Source organism: Hoeflea sp. YIM 152468, from assembly GCF_029210485.1.
Classification (GTDB): domain Bacteria; phylum Pseudomonadota; class Alphaproteobacteria; order Rhizobiales; family Rhizobiaceae; genus Hoeflea.
The window spans coordinates 76,842-93,213 of record NZ_JARGET010000028.1 but is presented as its reverse complement, the minus strand read 5'-3'; the positions used below and the strand labels follow the sequence as shown (position 1 = coordinate 93,213).

20 protein-coding genes and 1 riboswitch are annotated in these 16,372 nt (G+C 60.6%); of the genes, 6 read left to right on the top strand and 14 right to left on the bottom strand.

From position 1 onward, the window contains the following. The first annotated feature begins 142 nt into the window (after nucleotides 1–142). The gene (locus PZ897_RS15065) at nucleotides 143–520 is read left to right on the top strand and encodes an acyl-CoA thioesterase (RefSeq protein ID WP_275753327.1); all 378 of its coding nucleotides are present in this window, start codon (nucleotides 143–145) and stop codon (nucleotides 518–520) included. A gap of 201 nt (nucleotides 521–721) precedes the next feature. Here PZ897_RS15065 and PZ897_RS15060 read toward each other — a convergent pair whose 3' ends face one another. Together PZ897_RS15060 and dusA are read right to left on the bottom strand one after the other, a co-directional pair. Next, the gene (locus tag PZ897_RS15060) at nucleotides 722–1,522 is read right to left on the bottom strand and encodes a hypothetical protein (RefSeq protein ID WP_275753326.1); all 801 of its coding nucleotides are present in this window, start codon (nucleotides 1,520–1,522) and stop codon (nucleotides 722–724) included. A 40-nt stretch (nucleotides 1,523–1,562) separates the two neighbouring features. After that, nucleotides 1,563–2,558, bottom strand: coding sequence for a tRNA dihydrouridine(20/20a) synthase DusA (gene dusA / locus PZ897_RS15055; RefSeq protein WP_275753325.1), 996 nt, complete (start codon nucleotides 2,556–2,558; stop codon nucleotides 1,563–1,565). 223 nt (nucleotides 2,559–2,781) lie between these two features. On the opposite strand from dusA, the gene PZ897_RS15050 reads away from it, so the two are divergent. Together PZ897_RS15050 and PZ897_RS15045 are read left to right on the top strand one after the other, a co-directional pair. Then, nucleotides 2,782–3,051, top strand: a complete 270-nt coding sequence (locus PZ897_RS15050) for a hypothetical protein (protein WP_275753324.1) — start codon at nucleotides 2,782–2,784, stop codon at nucleotides 3,049–3,051. Between the two features lie 57 nt (nucleotides 3,052–3,108). Further along, on the top strand, nucleotides 3,109–3,375 hold the full coding sequence (locus PZ897_RS15045) for a Rho termination factor N-terminal domain-containing protein (RefSeq protein WP_275753323.1): 267 nt from the start codon (nucleotides 3,109–3,111) through the stop codon (nucleotides 3,373–3,375). Between the two features lie 93 nt (nucleotides 3,376–3,468). On the opposite strand, the gene PZ897_RS15040 is transcribed toward PZ897_RS15045, so the two are convergent. The 4 genes from PZ897_RS15040 to PZ897_RS15025 all read right to left on the bottom strand — a co-directional run bounded on the left by PZ897_RS15040 (nucleotide 3,469) and on the right by PZ897_RS15025 (nucleotide 6,436). Continuing rightward, entirely contained in the window at nucleotides 3,469–3,927 is a 459-nt protein-coding gene (locus PZ897_RS15040) for a 6,7-dimethyl-8-ribityllumazine synthase (protein WP_275753322.1), read from the bottom strand. Nucleotides 3,928–3,984: 57 nt separating this feature from the next. Continuing rightward, a riboswitch (FMN riboswitch) is annotated at nucleotides 3,985–4,114 on the bottom strand. Between the two features lie 148 nt (nucleotides 4,115–4,262). After that, on the bottom strand, nucleotides 4,263–4,994 hold the full coding sequence (locus PZ897_RS15035; RefSeq protein ID WP_275753321.1) for an amino acid ABC transporter ATP-binding protein: 732 nt from the start codon (nucleotides 4,992–4,994) through the stop codon (nucleotides 4,263–4,265). Beyond that, the gene (locus tag PZ897_RS15030; protein ID WP_275753320.1) at nucleotides 4,991–5,665 is read right to left on the bottom strand and encodes an amino acid ABC transporter permease; all 675 of its coding nucleotides are present in this window, start codon (nucleotides 5,663–5,665) and stop codon (nucleotides 4,991–4,993) included. Before PZ897_RS15030 ends, PZ897_RS15035 begins: the two co-directional genes overlap by 4 nt. A 9-nt stretch (nucleotides 5,666–5,674) precedes the next feature. Beyond that, nucleotides 5,675–6,436, bottom strand: coding sequence for an amino acid ABC transporter substrate-binding protein (locus PZ897_RS15025; protein ID WP_275753319.1), 762 nt, complete (start codon nucleotides 6,434–6,436; stop codon nucleotides 5,675–5,677). A 242-nt stretch (nucleotides 6,437–6,678) separates the two neighbouring features. Between PZ897_RS15025 and PZ897_RS15020 the strand changes: the two genes are divergently transcribed. From PZ897_RS15020 to PZ897_RS15010, 3 genes are all read left to right on the top strand, one after another. After that, nucleotides 6,679–7,248: a type 1 glutamine amidotransferase domain-containing protein gene (locus PZ897_RS15020; RefSeq protein ID WP_275753318.1), complete on the top strand. Its 570-nt coding sequence runs from the start codon at nucleotides 6,679–6,681 to the stop codon at nucleotides 7,246–7,248. A 113-nt stretch (nucleotides 7,249–7,361) separates the two neighbouring features. Beyond that, a complete protein-coding gene (locus tag PZ897_RS15015) occupies nucleotides 7,362–7,772 on the top strand; it encodes a host attachment family protein (protein ID WP_275753317.1) in 411 nt (136 codons plus the stop codon). Between the two features lie 148 nt (nucleotides 7,773–7,920). Beyond that, on the top strand, nucleotides 7,921–8,346 hold the full coding sequence (locus tag PZ897_RS15010; protein ID WP_275753316.1) for a thioesterase family protein: 426 nt from the start codon (nucleotides 7,921–7,923) through the stop codon (nucleotides 8,344–8,346). 25 nt (nucleotides 8,347–8,371) lie between these two features. Here the strand turns inward: PZ897_RS15010 and PZ897_RS15005 are convergent, their stop codons facing one another. The 8 genes from PZ897_RS15005 to kynU all read right to left on the bottom strand — a co-directional run bounded on the left by PZ897_RS15005 (nucleotide 8,372) and on the right by kynU (nucleotide 16,372). Further along, entirely contained in the window at nucleotides 8,372–9,316 is a 945-nt protein-coding gene (locus PZ897_RS15005) for a branched-chain amino acid ABC transporter permease (protein ID WP_275753315.1), read from the bottom strand. After that, a complete protein-coding gene (locus PZ897_RS15000) occupies nucleotides 9,316–10,206 on the bottom strand; it encodes a branched-chain amino acid ABC transporter permease (RefSeq protein ID WP_275753314.1) in 891 nt (296 codons plus the stop codon). The genes PZ897_RS15005 and PZ897_RS15000 overlap by 1 nt, the downstream gene beginning before the upstream one ends. Beyond that, a complete protein-coding gene (locus tag PZ897_RS14995) occupies nucleotides 10,203–10,922 on the bottom strand; it encodes an ABC transporter ATP-binding protein (protein ID WP_275753313.1) in 720 nt (239 codons plus the stop codon). The genes PZ897_RS15000 and PZ897_RS14995 overlap by 4 nt, the downstream gene beginning before the upstream one ends. Beyond that, nucleotides 10,919–11,692 (bottom strand): ABC transporter ATP-binding protein, encoded by a 774-nt coding sequence (locus PZ897_RS14990; RefSeq protein WP_275753312.1) that lies wholly within the window; start codon nucleotides 11,690–11,692, stop codon nucleotides 10,919–10,921. The genes PZ897_RS14995 and PZ897_RS14990 overlap by 4 nt, the downstream gene beginning before the upstream one ends. Nucleotides 11,693–11,832: 140 nt before the next feature. Next, complete coding sequence (locus tag PZ897_RS14985) at nucleotides 11,833–13,035, bottom strand: ABC transporter substrate-binding protein (RefSeq protein ID WP_275753311.1); 1,203 nt, start codon at nucleotides 13,033–13,035, stop codon at nucleotides 11,833–11,835. A 69-nt stretch (nucleotides 13,036–13,104) separates the two neighbouring features. Continuing rightward, complete coding sequence (locus PZ897_RS14980; RefSeq protein ID WP_275753310.1) at nucleotides 13,105–14,196, bottom strand: cupin domain-containing protein; 1,092 nt, start codon at nucleotides 14,194–14,196, stop codon at nucleotides 13,105–13,107. 143 nt (nucleotides 14,197–14,339) lie between these two features. After that, nucleotides 14,340–15,182: a tryptophan 2,3-dioxygenase gene (kynA, locus tag PZ897_RS14975; RefSeq protein ID WP_275753309.1), complete on the bottom strand. Its 843-nt coding sequence runs from the start codon at nucleotides 15,180–15,182 to the stop codon at nucleotides 14,340–14,342. Next, nucleotides 15,179–16,372, bottom strand: coding sequence for a kynureninase (kynU, locus tag PZ897_RS14970; protein WP_275753308.1), 1,194 nt, complete (start codon nucleotides 16,370–16,372; stop codon nucleotides 15,179–15,181). The genes kynA and kynU overlap by 4 nt, the downstream gene beginning before the upstream one ends.

Sequence of the window (16,372 nt, the reverse complement as noted above, 5' to 3'; positions counted from 1 at the left end):
GTCTTCTGGGACAGGCCCACGACCCGGCCATCGGCTTGAGCCACTACCAGCCAGCCTTCCCCAGGTTCTCGCCGGCTGAGGCTTCAATTCGCGGCCCTGCCCGGCTACACCTGAGTGCAAGGCATCGAACAAGGATCTGATCATGACCACACCCGCCGGTGAACTGACATTGCGCACGCTGGCCATGCCGGCCGACGCCAACGCCGCAGGTGACATTTTCGGCGGCTGGGTGATGGCGCAGATGGATCTGGCCTGCGGCATCCGTGCCGCGGAGCGGGCCAGAGGCCGGGTTGTGACCGCCGCGGTCAACGAGATGGCCTTCGCCATGCCGGTGAAAATCGGCGACACCTTGTGCATCTACACCGACATCGTCAAGGTCGGCCGAACCTCGATGACGCTGCTGGTCGAAGCCTGGGCGCAACGCTACCTGACACCGCAGATGGACAAGGTCACCAACGCGCTGTTTGTCATGGTCGCACTCGACGCAAGCAACAAGCCGACACCGCTTCCGGCCGAGTGAGCCTGCTCGCCGGGGCCAGCGACACCGCCAATCCATGTCGCACTCAATAAACTTCGTCTGCACGTTCAGCCACATGCATAGGTTCAAAAAGATACAGCGCCGCGCACCCTGAATCTGATTGGCAACGTTCTGGCGCAAGCATTTGATGTCAAAGAGAGTTTGACGCCGAAGGTCGTCGCAACACCCATAGGCCGACAGGTGTCAGCCCGAGGGTTCAGCGCCGCCGTCAGCGGGCGCGCGGCTCTTCATTTCGTAGAGGTAAAGCCGGGTCTTGCGCCGGTCGGACAGCTCCCAGGTCTCGTCAGGCACGATCCCGGGCACCGCAAAGCTGTTGCAAACCAGCAGGCTGCCAGGCTTCATCTCACGCGTGGCCTTGGCATAAAGCGCCGGCATCGGCTCGGGCGAGAGAAAGGCATAGACAATGTCTTCGCGCGAGAGATCGGTCACCCAGATGTCCTGCCGCAGGATCTGGCCCCGCCTTTGAATCTTCGACAGGATGGCAGACAGCAACCACACCATCGGCGCGGATTCCACGCCCCTCGCCCGCCCGCCGCCGCCGGCAAGCGACCGCACCACGCCACCAAGCCCTGACCCCAGATCGGTGAAGCGTTCGGCATGGCGTTGCTGCATCAGCGACACCAAGGCCTGCGTCGTTGGCCGGTTGGTCAGATACAGCGGCACCCGTTCCCGCGCTGTGTTGGCAAACACCAGATACAGAATCACGAAGCCGACGCCGAACGGCCAGGCGGGCAGATCCCCGGCGTTGAGCGCCAGCCACACGGCGACAGGAAACAGCAGCCCGATCCAGACCCACCACACCGGCAGTCCGAGCAATCTCGTCACCATTGCAGCGACCACGCTTTGCACAATGAGCCCCAGCCAGAACAAGGCACGGCCATCAAGGATGCCGGCAAGCGCCAGCAAGGCCGCGATGACAACCGTCGCGGCTGCAATCTGGGCGATTGCCGCGCCGATGATCGGATAGGTGCGAAGTGCATTCATGGCAGATCCCGTAACTTGAGCCTGCAGCCCGAGGCTCTGGTCAGGCTGCGGCCATCAGATCAGCCGGGTCAATCTCCGCAAAGGCCGCGGCGATGACCTCCGGCCCGGCGCCCGGACGGACCGCTTCCGTTGACAGGATCTGCCGGAAGCGGCGCGCCCCGCGGACGCCCTGAAACAGCCCGACCATGTGACGCGTGACATGAATGAGCCGCCCGCCGGAGGCCAGATGCGCGTCCGCATGCGCCATCATTGCCGCACAGACGCGGTCCCAATCGATCTCGGCCGCGTCCAGTCCATAGATCTGCCGATCAACCCCGGCCAGCACGGATGTATTGTGATAGGCGGCGCGCCCGAGCATCACGCCGTCAACATGATTCAAATGCTCAAGCGCCTGATTCAGATCGGCAACACCGCCGTTTATCCCGATGAATAGATTCGGATATTCCCGTTTGAGGCGATAGACTCTGTCATAGTCGAGAGGCGGGATGTCGCGGTTTTCCTTGGGCGACAACCCTTCCAGCCAGGCCTTGCGGGCATGCACCCAGAGCGCATCCACGCCCGCATCGACAACCGCCTTGGCAAACGTTGCCAGCGCCGGTTCGGTATCCTGATCGTCCACGCCGATGCGGCATTTGACCGTAACAGCGACCTCGCTCACCGCTTTCATCGCCGCCACGCAGCGCGCCACCAGTTCGGGTTCGCGCATCAGGCAGGCGCCGAAAGCGCCGGACTGGACCCGGTCGGACGGGCATCCGACATTGAGATTGATTTCGTCATAGCCGTAGTCGCCGGCAATCCGCACCGCTTCCGCGAGCTTGTGCGGATCAGAGCCGCCCAGTTGCAACGCCACCGGATGCTCGCTGTCGTCATAGCCAAGCAGCCGCTGCCGCTCACCATGGATGATCGCCTCGGCCACCACCATCTCGGTGTACAGCAGCGCCCGGCGCGTCAACTGCCGATGCAGGAACCGGCAATGCCGGTCGGTCCAGTCCATCATCGGCGCCACGGCCAGCTTGTGTAACGGATAGCTGTTCATTCGTTGCTGCACATGTCCATTGTCACGTCGGATCTCTGACCCGAACCATCTGGCTGAAATCTGTTCATCGCCTGCCTTGAGCCCTGCGACGGCGACGGGCTGCCCCGCATATACCCCAGATATGGCCGGGACGAAACCACCGTGGAACGCGCTTCAGAGCGTTTTATGCGCGGAACCAATCGGCATCACTGCGCGTTTGAAATCACAAACCAAGGAGAGACCAATGCCAGTCATGAAACGCGGTTCCAACATTGATCCGGTCGACGCACAGGTTGGCGGTGACGCCGATCTGGACGGGATCGCACAGACCATCACGGCAGATGACATCAACGCCGTGCTGCTGTCGCCCGAATCCGTCGACCAGCGGCTCGAGACGCTCAAAGCAATGCGCGGTGAACTGGAAGCCCGCTCGCATGCCGATTTCGGCAACGAAATGGCGCCGCTGATCAACGACATTGACGCCGCCATCGAACAATTGTCGCACAGGCTCTGAGACAGCCACGACCAGACCTCAAGCCGGAGCCCTTCCCCCAACCAGAGAGACACTGACATGGCCAGCAAGGATCACGGACCATCCATCAAGGACGACGACACCTATGAAGCCCTGCGCGACGACGGCGCATCCAAGCAGAAGGCTGCCCGTATCGCCAATGCCCAAGCCAATGACAGCCAGCACCCGTCGGCCAAGGGCGGCAAGGCTCCACCCTATGAGGAGTGGACCAAGAGCGACCTCTATGAGCGCGCACAAGAGCTCGGCATAGAAGGCCGGTCGTCGATGTCGAAAGCCGACCTGATCACCGCCATGCGCAACTCATGACGCCATCGATGCCCATCCATGCCCATTCATGATTAGCGCTGTGACGGCTCGAGCCGGCCGCCCAATCGTGATGGCTTGACCGGTGCGCGCGCCTTACACGCCAAGGCTGGCGATCTGTGCCACCGCGTCGGCCGCTTCCCGGCCCTTCTGGACGAAGTGCGTGGTGTAGAACGCCTCGTGCTCACCCTTGGGCTGGAAGTGATGCGGCGTCAGCGACACCGAGAACACCGGCACCTCGGTCTTGAGTTGCACATCCATCAGCCCTGTGACCACGGCCTGGGCAACAAAATCATGCCGGTAGATGCCGCCGTCAACCACCAGAGCCGCCGCGACGACGGCGTCATACTCACCGGTCTTGGCGAGTTTTTGCGCCAGCAACGGCATTTCGAAGGCACCCGGCACGTCAAAGGCGATGACCCGGGCACCAAGCCCAAGTTCATCAACACGCGCCAGGAAGCCTGCATGCGCCTGATCGACGATATCGGCGTGCCAGCGGGCTTTGATGAAGGCAATTTTAAGGGATTTTGTCATCGCTCGGATCCTTTCACTCATGACAAGATCCCAGAGCGCACAAGCGTTCGGAACAGATCTGCTGATCTGAATCCTCACACCCATTCTCTACCATCCGGACTTTAACCGTCGGCCCTGGAATTCCACCAGTGTCTGCTGACCCACCCGAAGGCGGCGCTCGCGGGCTGTTACCGCCGGTGGGGAATTACACCCCGCCCTGAGAATAGTCTGGTGGTAGTGTTTTGCCCGGCGCAAGTCAAATCGATCCTGTACCTGGCGGGGGCCTTGATCACCCGGGTCCACAGCCCTATCCGACCCGGCGCAAGTCAAATCGATCCTGTACCTGGCGGGGGCCTTGGTCACCCGGGTCCACAGCCCTATCCGACCCGGCGCAGAAAATCGCCGGTGCGCGGATCGTGCGGCGCATCGAAAATCTGGCTCGGCGGCCCCTGCTCGACAATCCGGCCGCCTTCCATGAACACGATCCGGTCGGCGATTTCGCGGGCGAACTGCATCTCGTGGGTGACGATCAGCATGGTCTGGCGCTGCTCGGCCACCCGCCGCATCAAATCCAGCACCTCGCCGACCCATTCCGGGTCGAGCGCCGAGGTCGGTTCGTCAAACAACATCAGATCGGCGCCCAGCGCCATGGCGCGGCCGATTCCGACACGCTGCTGCTGTCCGCCTGAAAGCGCTGCCGGATAGGCGTCGGCCTTGTCGGACAGTCCGGTCTCCTGCAGCACCGCGTCGGCTCTGGCTTCTGCCTCTGCCCGCGATTGCTTCTGGACGGTGATGAGCGCTTCGGTGATGTTTTCGCGCGCGGTCTTGTTGGCAAACAGCGCATAATTCTGGAACACGAAGGCGGTGCGGCGGCGCAGCGCCAGAATGTCGGCCCTGCTGGCTTTCGCCACATTAACGCTCAGATCCCCAACCGTGATGATGCCTGCATCCGGATGATCGAGAAAATTGATCGAGCGCAGAAGCGTCGACTTGCCAGTGCCCGACGGGCCGATGAGCACAACCCGTTCCCCGTCCTTGATATCGAGGTCGATGTTGTCGAGCACGGTGTTGGTGCCGAAACGCTTGGTCAGTCCGCGAACACCGGTCATCGGGAATACGCCTGTTCCATGCGGCCCTCAAGCACGCGCTGGCCATAGGAAAGCACTTCCACGATGATCCAGTAGATGACAGCCACCACGATGAAGCTTTCGAAATAGAGAAAACTGCCGGCGGCTTCCTTCTGGGTGGCGCCCATCAGCTCGGTCACGCCGAGCGTGAAGGCCAAAGAGGTGCTCTTGATCATGTCGATGAAGTAATTCACCAGGGTGGGCGCAGCCACCCGGGAGGCCTGCGGCAGGACAATGCGCCTGAGCATCTGGCCGCGGGTCATGCCGACGGCCATCGAGGCTTCCCACTGGCTGCGGTCAACGCCGATGATCGCGGCCCGGATGCTCTCGGCCATATAGGCCGAGAAATGCAGCGTCAGCCCCATGATTGCCGCAGTGACGCCGTTGATCTGGGTGAGGAACGACACCAGTTGCGGCAGACCGTAGTAGAACAGGAACAGCTGAACCAGCAGCGGCGTGCCGCGGAAAAAGCTGATGAACAGCATCACCGCCTGATCAAGCACCGGAATCCGGATGACCCGTTCCACCGCAAGCAGGGCAGCGAGCACCAGCGCAAACGCCATCGATGCCAAGGCCATCCCCAGTGTCAGCGGCACATACCCGAGCAGCACCGGAACCAGCCCGAGCATGTAATCGACATCAAGCGCTTGCATGAGACTGCCCTATTTGGCCGACGTGATATCCGATGCGAACCACGTCTGCGAAATTTCCGCAAGCGTTCCGTTGTCCCGCAACGCTGTCAAGGCAGCATCAACCCTGTCCCGCTGGGCCTGCCCGGCCTCGTCCTTGCGGAACGGCAAGGCATTGCGGATTTCGGAGAAGGGCTGTCCTGCAAGCGCCAGCGGAAGCGGGCTTTTCTCGATCACCTGGGCCGAAGACACCCGGTCCATCACGAAGGCGTCGACCCGGCCGAGTGCCGTATCCTGCTCGATGTTGGATTCGTAGGTCTTGATGTTGATCTCGCTGGCATAGGGCAACGCGCGCAACAGCTGTTCGAAGTTCGAGCCCAGATTGACCGCCACCGTGCGCCCGCGCAGATCTTCAGGGCCGGTGATGGTGTCCTCATTGCCTTTTTTCACCACCACCTGGGCGCCGTCATAGACATAGGGCTGGGTGAAGACGAAGGCCGCCTCGCGTTCGGGCGTGATCGTGATCTGGTTGGCAATGGTGTCGATCCGCCCGGCATTCAATGCACCGATCAATCCGGAAAACGACATGGTGACGAAGTCGACCTCCATTCCGGCTTCCGCCGCAACCGCATTCATCACGTCAACTTCGAAGCCTTGCAGCTTGTCCTGCTGCACGAAGGTGAACGGGAAGTAGCCGCCGGACATGCCGACACGCAGCGTGTCTGTGTCCTGGGCAGCGGCAATGGAAACGAAACTGGCCGCAGCGAGGGCGGCAATGGCGATCGATTTGAGCATGACTGGTCCTTTGGTGTCAGGGGGCTGGCCCGCGACGGAGCTGTACGATGGAGGATGTGTAAACTGAACGCCTAAGATGGACCCTTGTTCCACTATTGCAATCCCGGGCGCTGCCTCCTCCGGCAATGTGATCGAACGTGACCGGCTGTGACATCAAGCCGGTTCTTTTTCGGTTGAAGCCGGAACTCAAACCTGAGGCATGCGTTGGGTGTCGGTAAGTTCAACGATGCAAGGAGCAAACCATGCCCAACATGGAAAACGCCAAGATCCTGATCATGTCGACCCATGGCTTCGAACAATCCGAACTCGACTATCCGCTGGAACACCTCAAGAAGGCCGGCGCCACGGTTCACGTCGCAACCCTCGACGGCAAGCCGATCAAGGGCTGGGACAAGGACGACTGGGGCACCAGCGTCGATGCTGATCTGAAGATCTCCGACGTCAAGGTGGATGATTACATCGCCCTCGTGCTGCCCGGAGGCCAGATCAACCCGGATCTGCTGCGGGTCGAGAAGGACGCCGTCAATCTGGTCCGCGACTTCGTCACAGGCAACAAGATCGTTGCAGCGATTTGCCACGCGCCCTGGCTGCTGATTGAAGCGGGCGTGATCAAGGGCCGCCAGGCAACCTCCTACCACTCCATCCGCACGGACATGGAAAATGCCGGTGCCAAGTGGCAGGACAGCGAGATTGCCATCGACAACGGCATCATCACCAGCCGCTCGCCCGAAGACCTGGAAGCCTTCGTTTCCAAGATCATCGAGGAAGTCCGCGAAGGCGAACACCGCCGCACCTCTGCCACCGCAGCCTGATGGAGCCAACGCCGCCCTGGTGTTGTGGGCTGCCATCGCGGCAACAGCCCACAACCCGCCACATTGGTCACCATACTGAATTGACCGATATCTGACGAACAGCGGGAGATCGCATGACCAACCTACCAGTTCCTCACAACACCCTCATCGTCGTGGGCACCGGAGAAGGCGCCAAATTCTACCGCAACGCCGGCAAGAGTGGCCAGCTCAAGCTGCAGCACGCCCGTGATCTCGAACCCGGAGATCTTGCCGATCAGGGCCCGGCCGGCAAGCAGCCGCCCGACACCTCCGACAAGGAGTCGATGGAAGCCACCTTCGCCAAGATCCTGGCAAATCATCTCTACGCCATGGCCCAGGACCACAAGTTTGAAAAGCTGATCCTGGTGCTCGACCCGGACACGCTGGGCGAGGCCCGTCCCTGCCTGCATGTCAGCGTCATCGACAAGATCATGCTGGAACTGCCCAAGACATTGATCAACAACACCACCGATCAGATCGAACGCTCCATTCTCGCCGCTCTCTGATCGGCAGCAAGTAGTCCGTGCGGATTCGACGCCCGGCCGGTTTGAGCGTCACACTGTGCTGCAAAGCCGGCAAGGCGGCACCGCCAGGTCTGTTGCCTCGCTGCCATCCGCATGCGAACCTGCAGATTGGAAAACTGTTGGGGGGATCATGAGCGTTAGCTACACAACCGACCGCATGCTGCATTTTGGCGACTGCGATATTTCCGGCACCGCCTATTACCCTTCCTACCTCAATCTGCTCAATGGCGTGATCGAGGAATTCTGGTCAGCCATCGGGTATCCCTGGCATGAGATCATCTGGAAGGAGCGCTGGGGCACGCCAACCGTGCATCTGACCTGCGACTTCTCAAAGCCATCGTTTTTCGGCGACACGCTGACATTCGAGCTGACGGTCACCAAGGTCGGCAAGTCGTCGATGACAGTCGAGCATGCGGTGCTGTGCGGCGGTGAACATCGCTGGTCGGGCAAACAGGTGCTGGCGGCGAGCTGGCTCGACAAGCACACCTCCATGCCCTGGCCCGACGATGTCCGCGCCAAGCTCCTCTCCTTCCTGCCGGCCGAGACCGCGGACTAGATCCACTGTGACATCCGCAGCCCGGCTAATCCGATCGGATCTTCGGTGATTTCTCCGGGATCAATCCGGAGCGGAACTTCTGCAGCACGAATTGCAGGAGCAGACCGACGAGCAGCATGCGGATATAGGACGAGCGGGTGATCCATTCCGGCGGCAACTGGCTGGTGAAGATCTCGGTTGCCGACCATATGAACCAGATGACGATGGCGCCGACGATGGCGCCCTTGTTGTTGCCCGACCCGCCTGCCATCAGCATCACCCAGACCAGAAAGGTGACCAGCAGCGGCTCGGTGGCCGAAGGCGACAGGAACTTGAAGTAATGCGCCGACAATCCACCGGCGAGCCCCATGATGGCGCAGCCGATGACGAAAGTCTGCAAGCGGAACCAGTCGACATCCTTGCCTGCAGCGCGTGCCGAATCCTCATTGTCGCGGATTGCCCGCAAGGTGCGGCCCCAGGGGCTGACATAGAGCCGCTGGCACAGAATATAGACGCCAATCACGCAGGCCCAGACGACGGCGAGATAGACCAGATCGGCCTCCCTGCCCTGCACCAGATTGCCAAACGGACGCGGCACGCCGGCAATGCCGAGACTGCCATTGGTGAGCCAGGATTCGTTGACGATCACCAGCCGCAGGATTTCGGCGATCCCGACGGAGGCCATCGCCAGGTAATCGCTTTTCAGCCGCACGCAGATCTTGGCAACAACCCAGCCGGTAATGCCGGCCACGATCATTGCAGCAGCCAGGCCGAACGGGATCGGCAGCCCAAAGCCGCCCAGATGTTTGGAAGACACCGCGGTGGTTACGATCGCAGACGCATAAGCGCCAACGGCGAAGAAGCCGGCAATGCCGGCATTGAACAGCCCGCCCATACCCCATTGCACATTCAGCGCCAGACACAGCACGGCATAAATTCCGCCGGCGATCAGGATGCTGACGATGTAGAAAATCAGCCCGGTCAATTCCATTACAGAAGCCTCCCCTTGAACAGGCCCTGCGGCCGGAACAGAAGCAGCGCGACCATGATGAAGAAGGCCACTGCGGATTTGTAGGACGGCGAGATGAACGGCTCGTCGGAAAACCAGGTGAACGTCGCGGTTTCCTCGGCAATGCCGATGATCAGCCCGCCGGCAATCGCCCCCATCGGCTTGCCAATGCCGCCCAGCACCGCTGCGGCAAACATGGCCAGCAGCAGGTTCCAGCCAAGATTGGGGTGCATGGACGTGTCCATGCCGGCAAAGACCCCGGCGATGGCCGCCATCGACGCGCCGATCACCCAGGTCCAGCGGACCACCTTTTCAGTGTCCAGCCCGGCCACGGCCGCAAGTTCCGGCTCGTCCGAGACGGCGCGCATGGCCCGGCCCAATTTCGAGCGGGTCAGGAAAAAGTGCAGCGCAATGGCGATCACCAATGTCAGCGATATAACCTGCATGTGCAATTCGGAAATCCGGAACGTGTCGAACAGCACCACCGGCATGCGAACGCCGGAGGTGAACACCTGATTGCCCGAATTCCAGAACAATTGCGCCAGCGAGCGGAAAATCAGCGCCACGCCGAATGATGCGATGACGGTGTAGATGGTCGGCAGCTTGCGCAGCGGCTTGTAGAAAAACTGGTCGACCGCCAGCGCAGAGACAATCGCCAGCGCGATGCCGAAGGGCAAGAGCAACAGCGGATGAATCGGAATGAACCAGACTGCCGTCAGCACGCCATAGCCACCGATGGTCATCAGATCGCCATGGGCGAAATGCGCAAACCGCAGGATGCCGAAAATCATCGAGATGCCCACCGCACCCAGCGCGTAAACGCTGCCGATGGTCAGTCCCGGAACCAGATAAAGATTGATGAAATCGATCACGCCGCCGCACCCCCGAGGAAAGACCGGCGCACCGCATCGTCCTTGAGCAGCGCATCCCCCGTTCCCGATATGAAATTCCTGCCGCTGACCAGCACATGGCCGTTGTCGGCGATCCTGAGCGCCTGCTTGGCGTTTTGCTCCACCATCAGGATGGTCACGCCACGTTTGCGAATGTCGAGCAACAGGTCGAAAATGATCTCGAGATAGGCCGGCGACAAGCCGGCCGTCGGCTCATCCAGAAGCAGCAATTTCGGCTCGCTCATCAAAGCCCGGCCCATCGCCACCATCTGCCGCTGGCCACCCGACAACTCTCCCGCCGCCTGGCCAAGCTTGCCGCGCAGATCGGGAAACAGCGACAGCACGTTTTCGCGCACGGCATTCTTGTCCCTGGGCGGCGCGGCATAGGTGCCGACGTCGAGGTTTTCGTCCACTGTCAGGGTTGGAAACACATTGTGGCTTTGCGGCACCATGGAAATCCCCAACGGTACAAGCTTTGCTGTCTTCAGCCCTGAAATGTCTTTTCCGGCAAAATTTACCGTGCCGTCCGACCGGGCAGTCAGGGCAAAGATTGTCTTGAGCAAGGTCGATTTTCCGGCGCCATTGGGGCCGATGATGACGGAGATCTCGTGATCTTCAACGTCAAGATTGATATCCTCGATAATCGGCACGCCGCCGTAACCGGCGACCAGTCCCTTGACCGACAACAACGCGCTCATGGCTGGGCCTCATATTTTCCGCCGCCGAAATAGGCTTCGATGACGCGGGCGTCCTGTCGCACCTCGTCCACCAGCCCACGGGTCAGCAATGTGCCCTGGGCCATCACGATGACTTCGTCGCAAAGCTTGGAGACATAATCGAGATCGTGCTCGATCAGGCAGAAGGTCAGCCCCTGTTCCTTGTTCAGCAGCAGGATCTTGTCGGATATCTTGGCAAGCAGCGTCCGGTTGATCCCGGCGCCGATCTCGTCGAGCAGGATGATCTTGGGCTTGCGCATCAAGGCCCGTCCGAGCTCGAGCAGCTTCTTCTGTCCCCCGGACAAATTGCCAGCCTTCTCGTCCTTGACCTGGTCGATCTCGAGGAAACTGACCATGTCCCGCGCCGCGCGGTAGGTCTGTTCTTCTTCTTCGGCGAAGCGTCCACGTCGGAAAATGACGTTGAACACATTTTCGCCAACCGGCGTGGCGGCCGCAGCCATGAAATTCTCGATCACGGTCAGTTGCGAAAATTCGTGCGGGATCTGGAATGTGCGCGCCAGGCCGCGCATGGCGCGCTGATGCGGTTGCAGCCCGGTGATGTCGCTGCCTTCGAGCAGAATCCGTCCGCCTGCAAGCCCGACATGACCGGCGATCGCATTGAACATCGTGGTCTTGCCCGCACCATTCGGGCCGATCAGACCGGTAATCCGTCCGGAAGGTATATCGAAGCTGACGTCATCAACGACATTGGGGCCGCCATAACTCACCTTCACATGTTCAACAGATATCATTTACGCCCCTTGTCGCGGCTGGTTCAGCCGCTGGCGATGCCTTTCACAACAGACCTTGGCTGCTCTGATGGCTCGCGCATTGAAAATGTCCCTCCCGCAGATGCAGGGAGGGACATTCTTACTGTATTAATCAGGCAGGATCACTCAAAAATGGCGATTTGCTTGTAGCCGGCGCCGTCGACAACGAATTTGCCAATGACGCCAGCGACATCACCATTCTTGTCGAACTCGTAGGTACCACCGGCACCATCATAATCGATGTCCTTGCCTTCCTTGATCAAGGCCTTGGCCTTTTCCCACTCGCCCGGACCAACTTTCTCGCCCGGTGCCGATGCAATGGCGCGCAGCGCCTCCGCCATCTTGGTGCGATCGGCTGAGCCGGCCTGTTCGATCGCCAGCAGCGCCATGAAGGTGGCATCGTAGGTCTGATCGACAAACGGCTTGTCGGCCGGCTCGTTATAGGCCGCGGTGTAAAGTTCGTGCAGCCTGGTCTGGTTCGGGTTGTCATCCGGCGACGTCGGCGCGGAGAAGAACGAGGTTGCCAGCGCTTCAGCACCGATATCGGCGATCAGGGCGTCATCGCGCAAACCGTCCGTGCCGATGAAGGTGGTGAACAGGCCACCCTCGATCGCCTGCTTGACGATCTTGCTGCCCGAATCGCCGGCATAGGCGATCACAACCAGCGCATCGCCGCCGGCTTTCGACAGTGTCGCCAGTTCCGAGCGATAGGAGTTCTTCTTCTCTTCGTGCTTGACTTCGGCAACCACTTCGCCGCCGAGCGCCTTGTAGGCTGCCACGAAAGTGCTGCCGATGCCGACGCCATAGTCATTGTTGACGAAGGTCACGGCGACTTTCTTGAGGCCTTCATCCATCACCATCTTGGCCAGGACTTCGCCCTGGAAGTTGTCTGATGGCACGATCCGGTAGAGCAGGTCATTGTCGTTGATGTCGGTCATCGCTGGTGACGTCGCCGTTGGCGAGATCTGCACGACGCCGGCCGGGATTGCGGCGGCTTCCGCTGCAGCAATTGTGGTGCCCGACATCAAGGCACCCATGATGATCGACACGTTCTCAACGTTGATCAGCTTGCCAGCAGCGTCAACCGCACCTTGCGAGGAGCCGGTGGTATCGCCGAACACCGCGACAGCCTGGCCATCGAGCAGCCCACCGTTCTCATTGACATGCTGAACTGCCAGATTGGCCGCATTCTGCAGCGGCGGAATAAAGCTTGCGATCGGACCTGTGATGTCCATCAGCAAGCCAATCTTGGTGTCGGCGGCAAGGGTCGCGGCGCTGGACGCGAGCAATGCGGCGATTGCCAATGCATATGTTGTTTTTTTCATTTTCAGCTCCCAATTCATTATTATGCCCGATGCTAGATGAGCGCCCCGCGGGCTGCCATTCAAAAGCGCTCAGATATTCTCCACAACGTTGGTCTGAAACGAACCGGGAAGCGAGACTTCCAGCAATTCAAGGTCATGGCTCGGCTCACTGTAGCGCGTTGCCATCCGTGGCGGAATGACAAAGGCATCGCCTTTTTCAAGACGGTACGGCTCCTTGCCTTCACCTTCCAGCACCATGGTTCCCGACATCACGAAGGTGAACAGGATATCGCCCTCGTGTCTGGTCCAGACCGGATTGCGGGGGCCGGAGGGCCGTGCCACCATCACCGAGGCAACGCCCTTGGTATTTGCGTTGATGGTCGTGTCGCGGGCCTCGAATCCGGGAATGCGGAACGGTTCGAAAACCCCGTCGCTGGCCAGATTGTGAACGAAGCGCTGGCCGTCCCATTCGCGTTCCGGCCGCTCCTGCGCCGTCGGCAATTCCATCACATGGTCAATCTCGGTCACATGATCGGCCGGGACGCCGATCTCGATGACCTCAATGCCATCGGCGGCATGCAGCACCTTGTGACGGATCTGCGGCGGCTGAATGAAACAGTCCCCGGCCGTCAGCCGCCGCACCCCGCCCTGGTCTTCATACAGCACATCTACCCAGCCTCTGATGCAGAAGATCAGCTGGAAGCCGACCTTGTGGAAATGCACCATGTCCGGAACCGGGCCGTCCGGCACCCGGATGTGAGAAGCAATCATCGCACCTCCCAGCCGGGTCGGAATCAGATCACGGTACTCCATGCCCGCCCGGCCGATCACCCACGGCGCCTGATCCGCCAGCCGCCGCACGACAAAGGCATGCTCGGTTTGCGGCATCACGATCGGCGGATTGAGGTCGTCAATCTCGATGCGGGTGCCATTGGGAGCGGTAAGCTCACGCTTGCCATTGGCAAACCCATCGGGATCTTCGCTCAGGATTCGAAGCGTGCCCGGCGCCTCAGGCGCTCCCTTCTGGATCCGAACCCTGAGCCCGTGACCGGACAAAACGGCGACCTCTGGATCGTCAGCAGGATAAATCATGTCGAGACGCATTTTCAGCGTCTTGGTGAAAAACGGCAGGTCATCGCGCAACTTTGAAGTCGGCAACCTGATTTCTGCGCGTGTCTCCACCTGTTCTCTCCCAAAAACACAGCTTGCCGGCTTTTTGCGCAGGCCACCCATCGTCGATGGCAAAAACCCGCACATTCCTATAGGATTTAATGATTACCGAACCACATAGTTATTTCAAGGCTAAAGTATATGTCGGGTGGTGCCTACAGCTCGGTGCGCACCCGCCACAATTCGGGGAACAGCTCCACATCAAGCATCCGCCTGAGATAGCTGGTGCCGCCGGTGCCGCCGGTGCCGCGCTTGAGTCCGATCACCCGCTCCACCGTCGTAACGTGGTTGAAGCGCCAGCGGCGGAAATAATCTTCCAGATCCACCAGTTTCTCAGCCACCTCGTAGAGCGCCCAGTATTTCTCCGGATCTTCATAGATGAGCTTCCAGCCCTGCGTCACCCCATCATGAACCGTGTGGGTGGTGCGCACGTCACGGCCAAGCACGTCTTCAGGCATGGCGATCCCGCGCCGTGCGGCCAGCCGGATCGCTTCGTCGTAGAGGCTCGGTTCGGCCAGTTCAGCCTCGAGCTTGGCTAGAACTCCGGGCACATGAGCATGGGGTCGCAGCATCGCGTGATTGCGGTTGCCGAGCGCAAATTCGATCGCGCGGTACTGGTAGGACTGAAACCCTGACGACTGGCCCAGCTTGCGGCGGAAATGGGTGTAGTCGCTCGGCGTCATGGTCCGCAGCACATCCCAGGCGGAATTGAGCTGCTCGAAAATCCGCGACACGCGCGACAGGGTCTTCATCGCCGGCTGCAATTGATCAGTCTTTATTGCCTCGCGCGCCGCGGTGATCTCATGGATCACCAGTCTCATCCACAATTCGGACGTCTGATGCTGAATGATGAACAGCATTTCGTCATGAGCATCGGTGCGTGGTCTTTGCGCGCCCAGAACCTGGTCGAGGCACAAATAGTCGCCGTAGGACATGCGCCCGTCAAAATCCATCTGCGCGCCTTCCTGCGCAGGATCGTAGTCGCTGTTCTCGCTCATGTGACAGCTTTCCGGGTTCTGAATGCCGGCTGATCCCACTCGCCGGTGGCGATGATGTCGCACAGGGCTGCCGCGGCATGGCTGACATCCTGCGATGTGTTGTAGAGCGGACAGAAACCGAACCGCATGATGTCGGGGGCCCGGAAATCGCCGATGATGCTGCGGGCGATCAAGGCCTGCATCGCGGCATAGCCTTCAACAAAGCGGAAAGAGACCTGCGAGCCGCGGGCCTGGGGATCGCGCGGACTGGCAAGTTCCACCTGTTTGCAGGTGGCCTCGACTTCACCGATGAACTGTTCGGACAGTTCGATCGAACGGGCGCGAAGCGCGTTCATATCGACGCCGTCGAAGGCATCGAGTGCGGTATCCAGAACCGCCATCTGGATGACTGGCGGCGTGCCGACCCGCATCCGGTTGATGCCCTGGCCTGGCCGGTAATCAAGATCAAAGGCAAACGGCGCCTCATGCCCGAGCCAGCCCGACAGGGCCGGGCGGACCTGGTCGATCAGATCAGGCCGGACATGGATAAACCCCGGCGCGCCAGGACCGCCATTGAGATATTTGTAGGTGCAGCCGACAGCGATATCGACATTGCATGCGGTCAGATCGACCGGCAGTGCGCCGGCCGAATGTGCCAGGTCCCAGATCATGATTGCCCCGTGGGTGTGGGCTTTGGCGGTGATCGCCTTCATGTCATGCAACCGTCCGGTGCGGTAGTCGACCTGGGTCAGCAGGACAGCCGCCACATCCTCATTGATATGATCGCTCACCGCTTCCGGATCGACGATCTTGAGTTCGTGCCCCTGTTTCAGGCTCCTGAGCAGCCCGTCGGCCATGTACAGGTCGCTGGGGAAATTGCCATTGTCCGACAACACGATCTTGCGTTCGGGACGCAGCTCCACCGCAGATGCAACCGCCTGATAGACCTTGATCGACAACGTATCGCCGACCATGGTGCTGCCGGCCGGCGCGCCGATCAGCCGGCCGATCCGGTCACCCAGCCGGGACGGCAGGTCCATCCAGCCCGCCTTGTTCCAGCCGGTGATCAGCATGGGACCCCATTCATCCGCGATGGCCGTGCGGGCGCGCTCGACGGCCGTCTTTGGCAGCGGCCCGAGCGAATTGCCGTCGAGATAGGTGATCCCGTCCGGCAACGCGAACATGCCGCGGCGTGTTTCGAATGTGGTCAT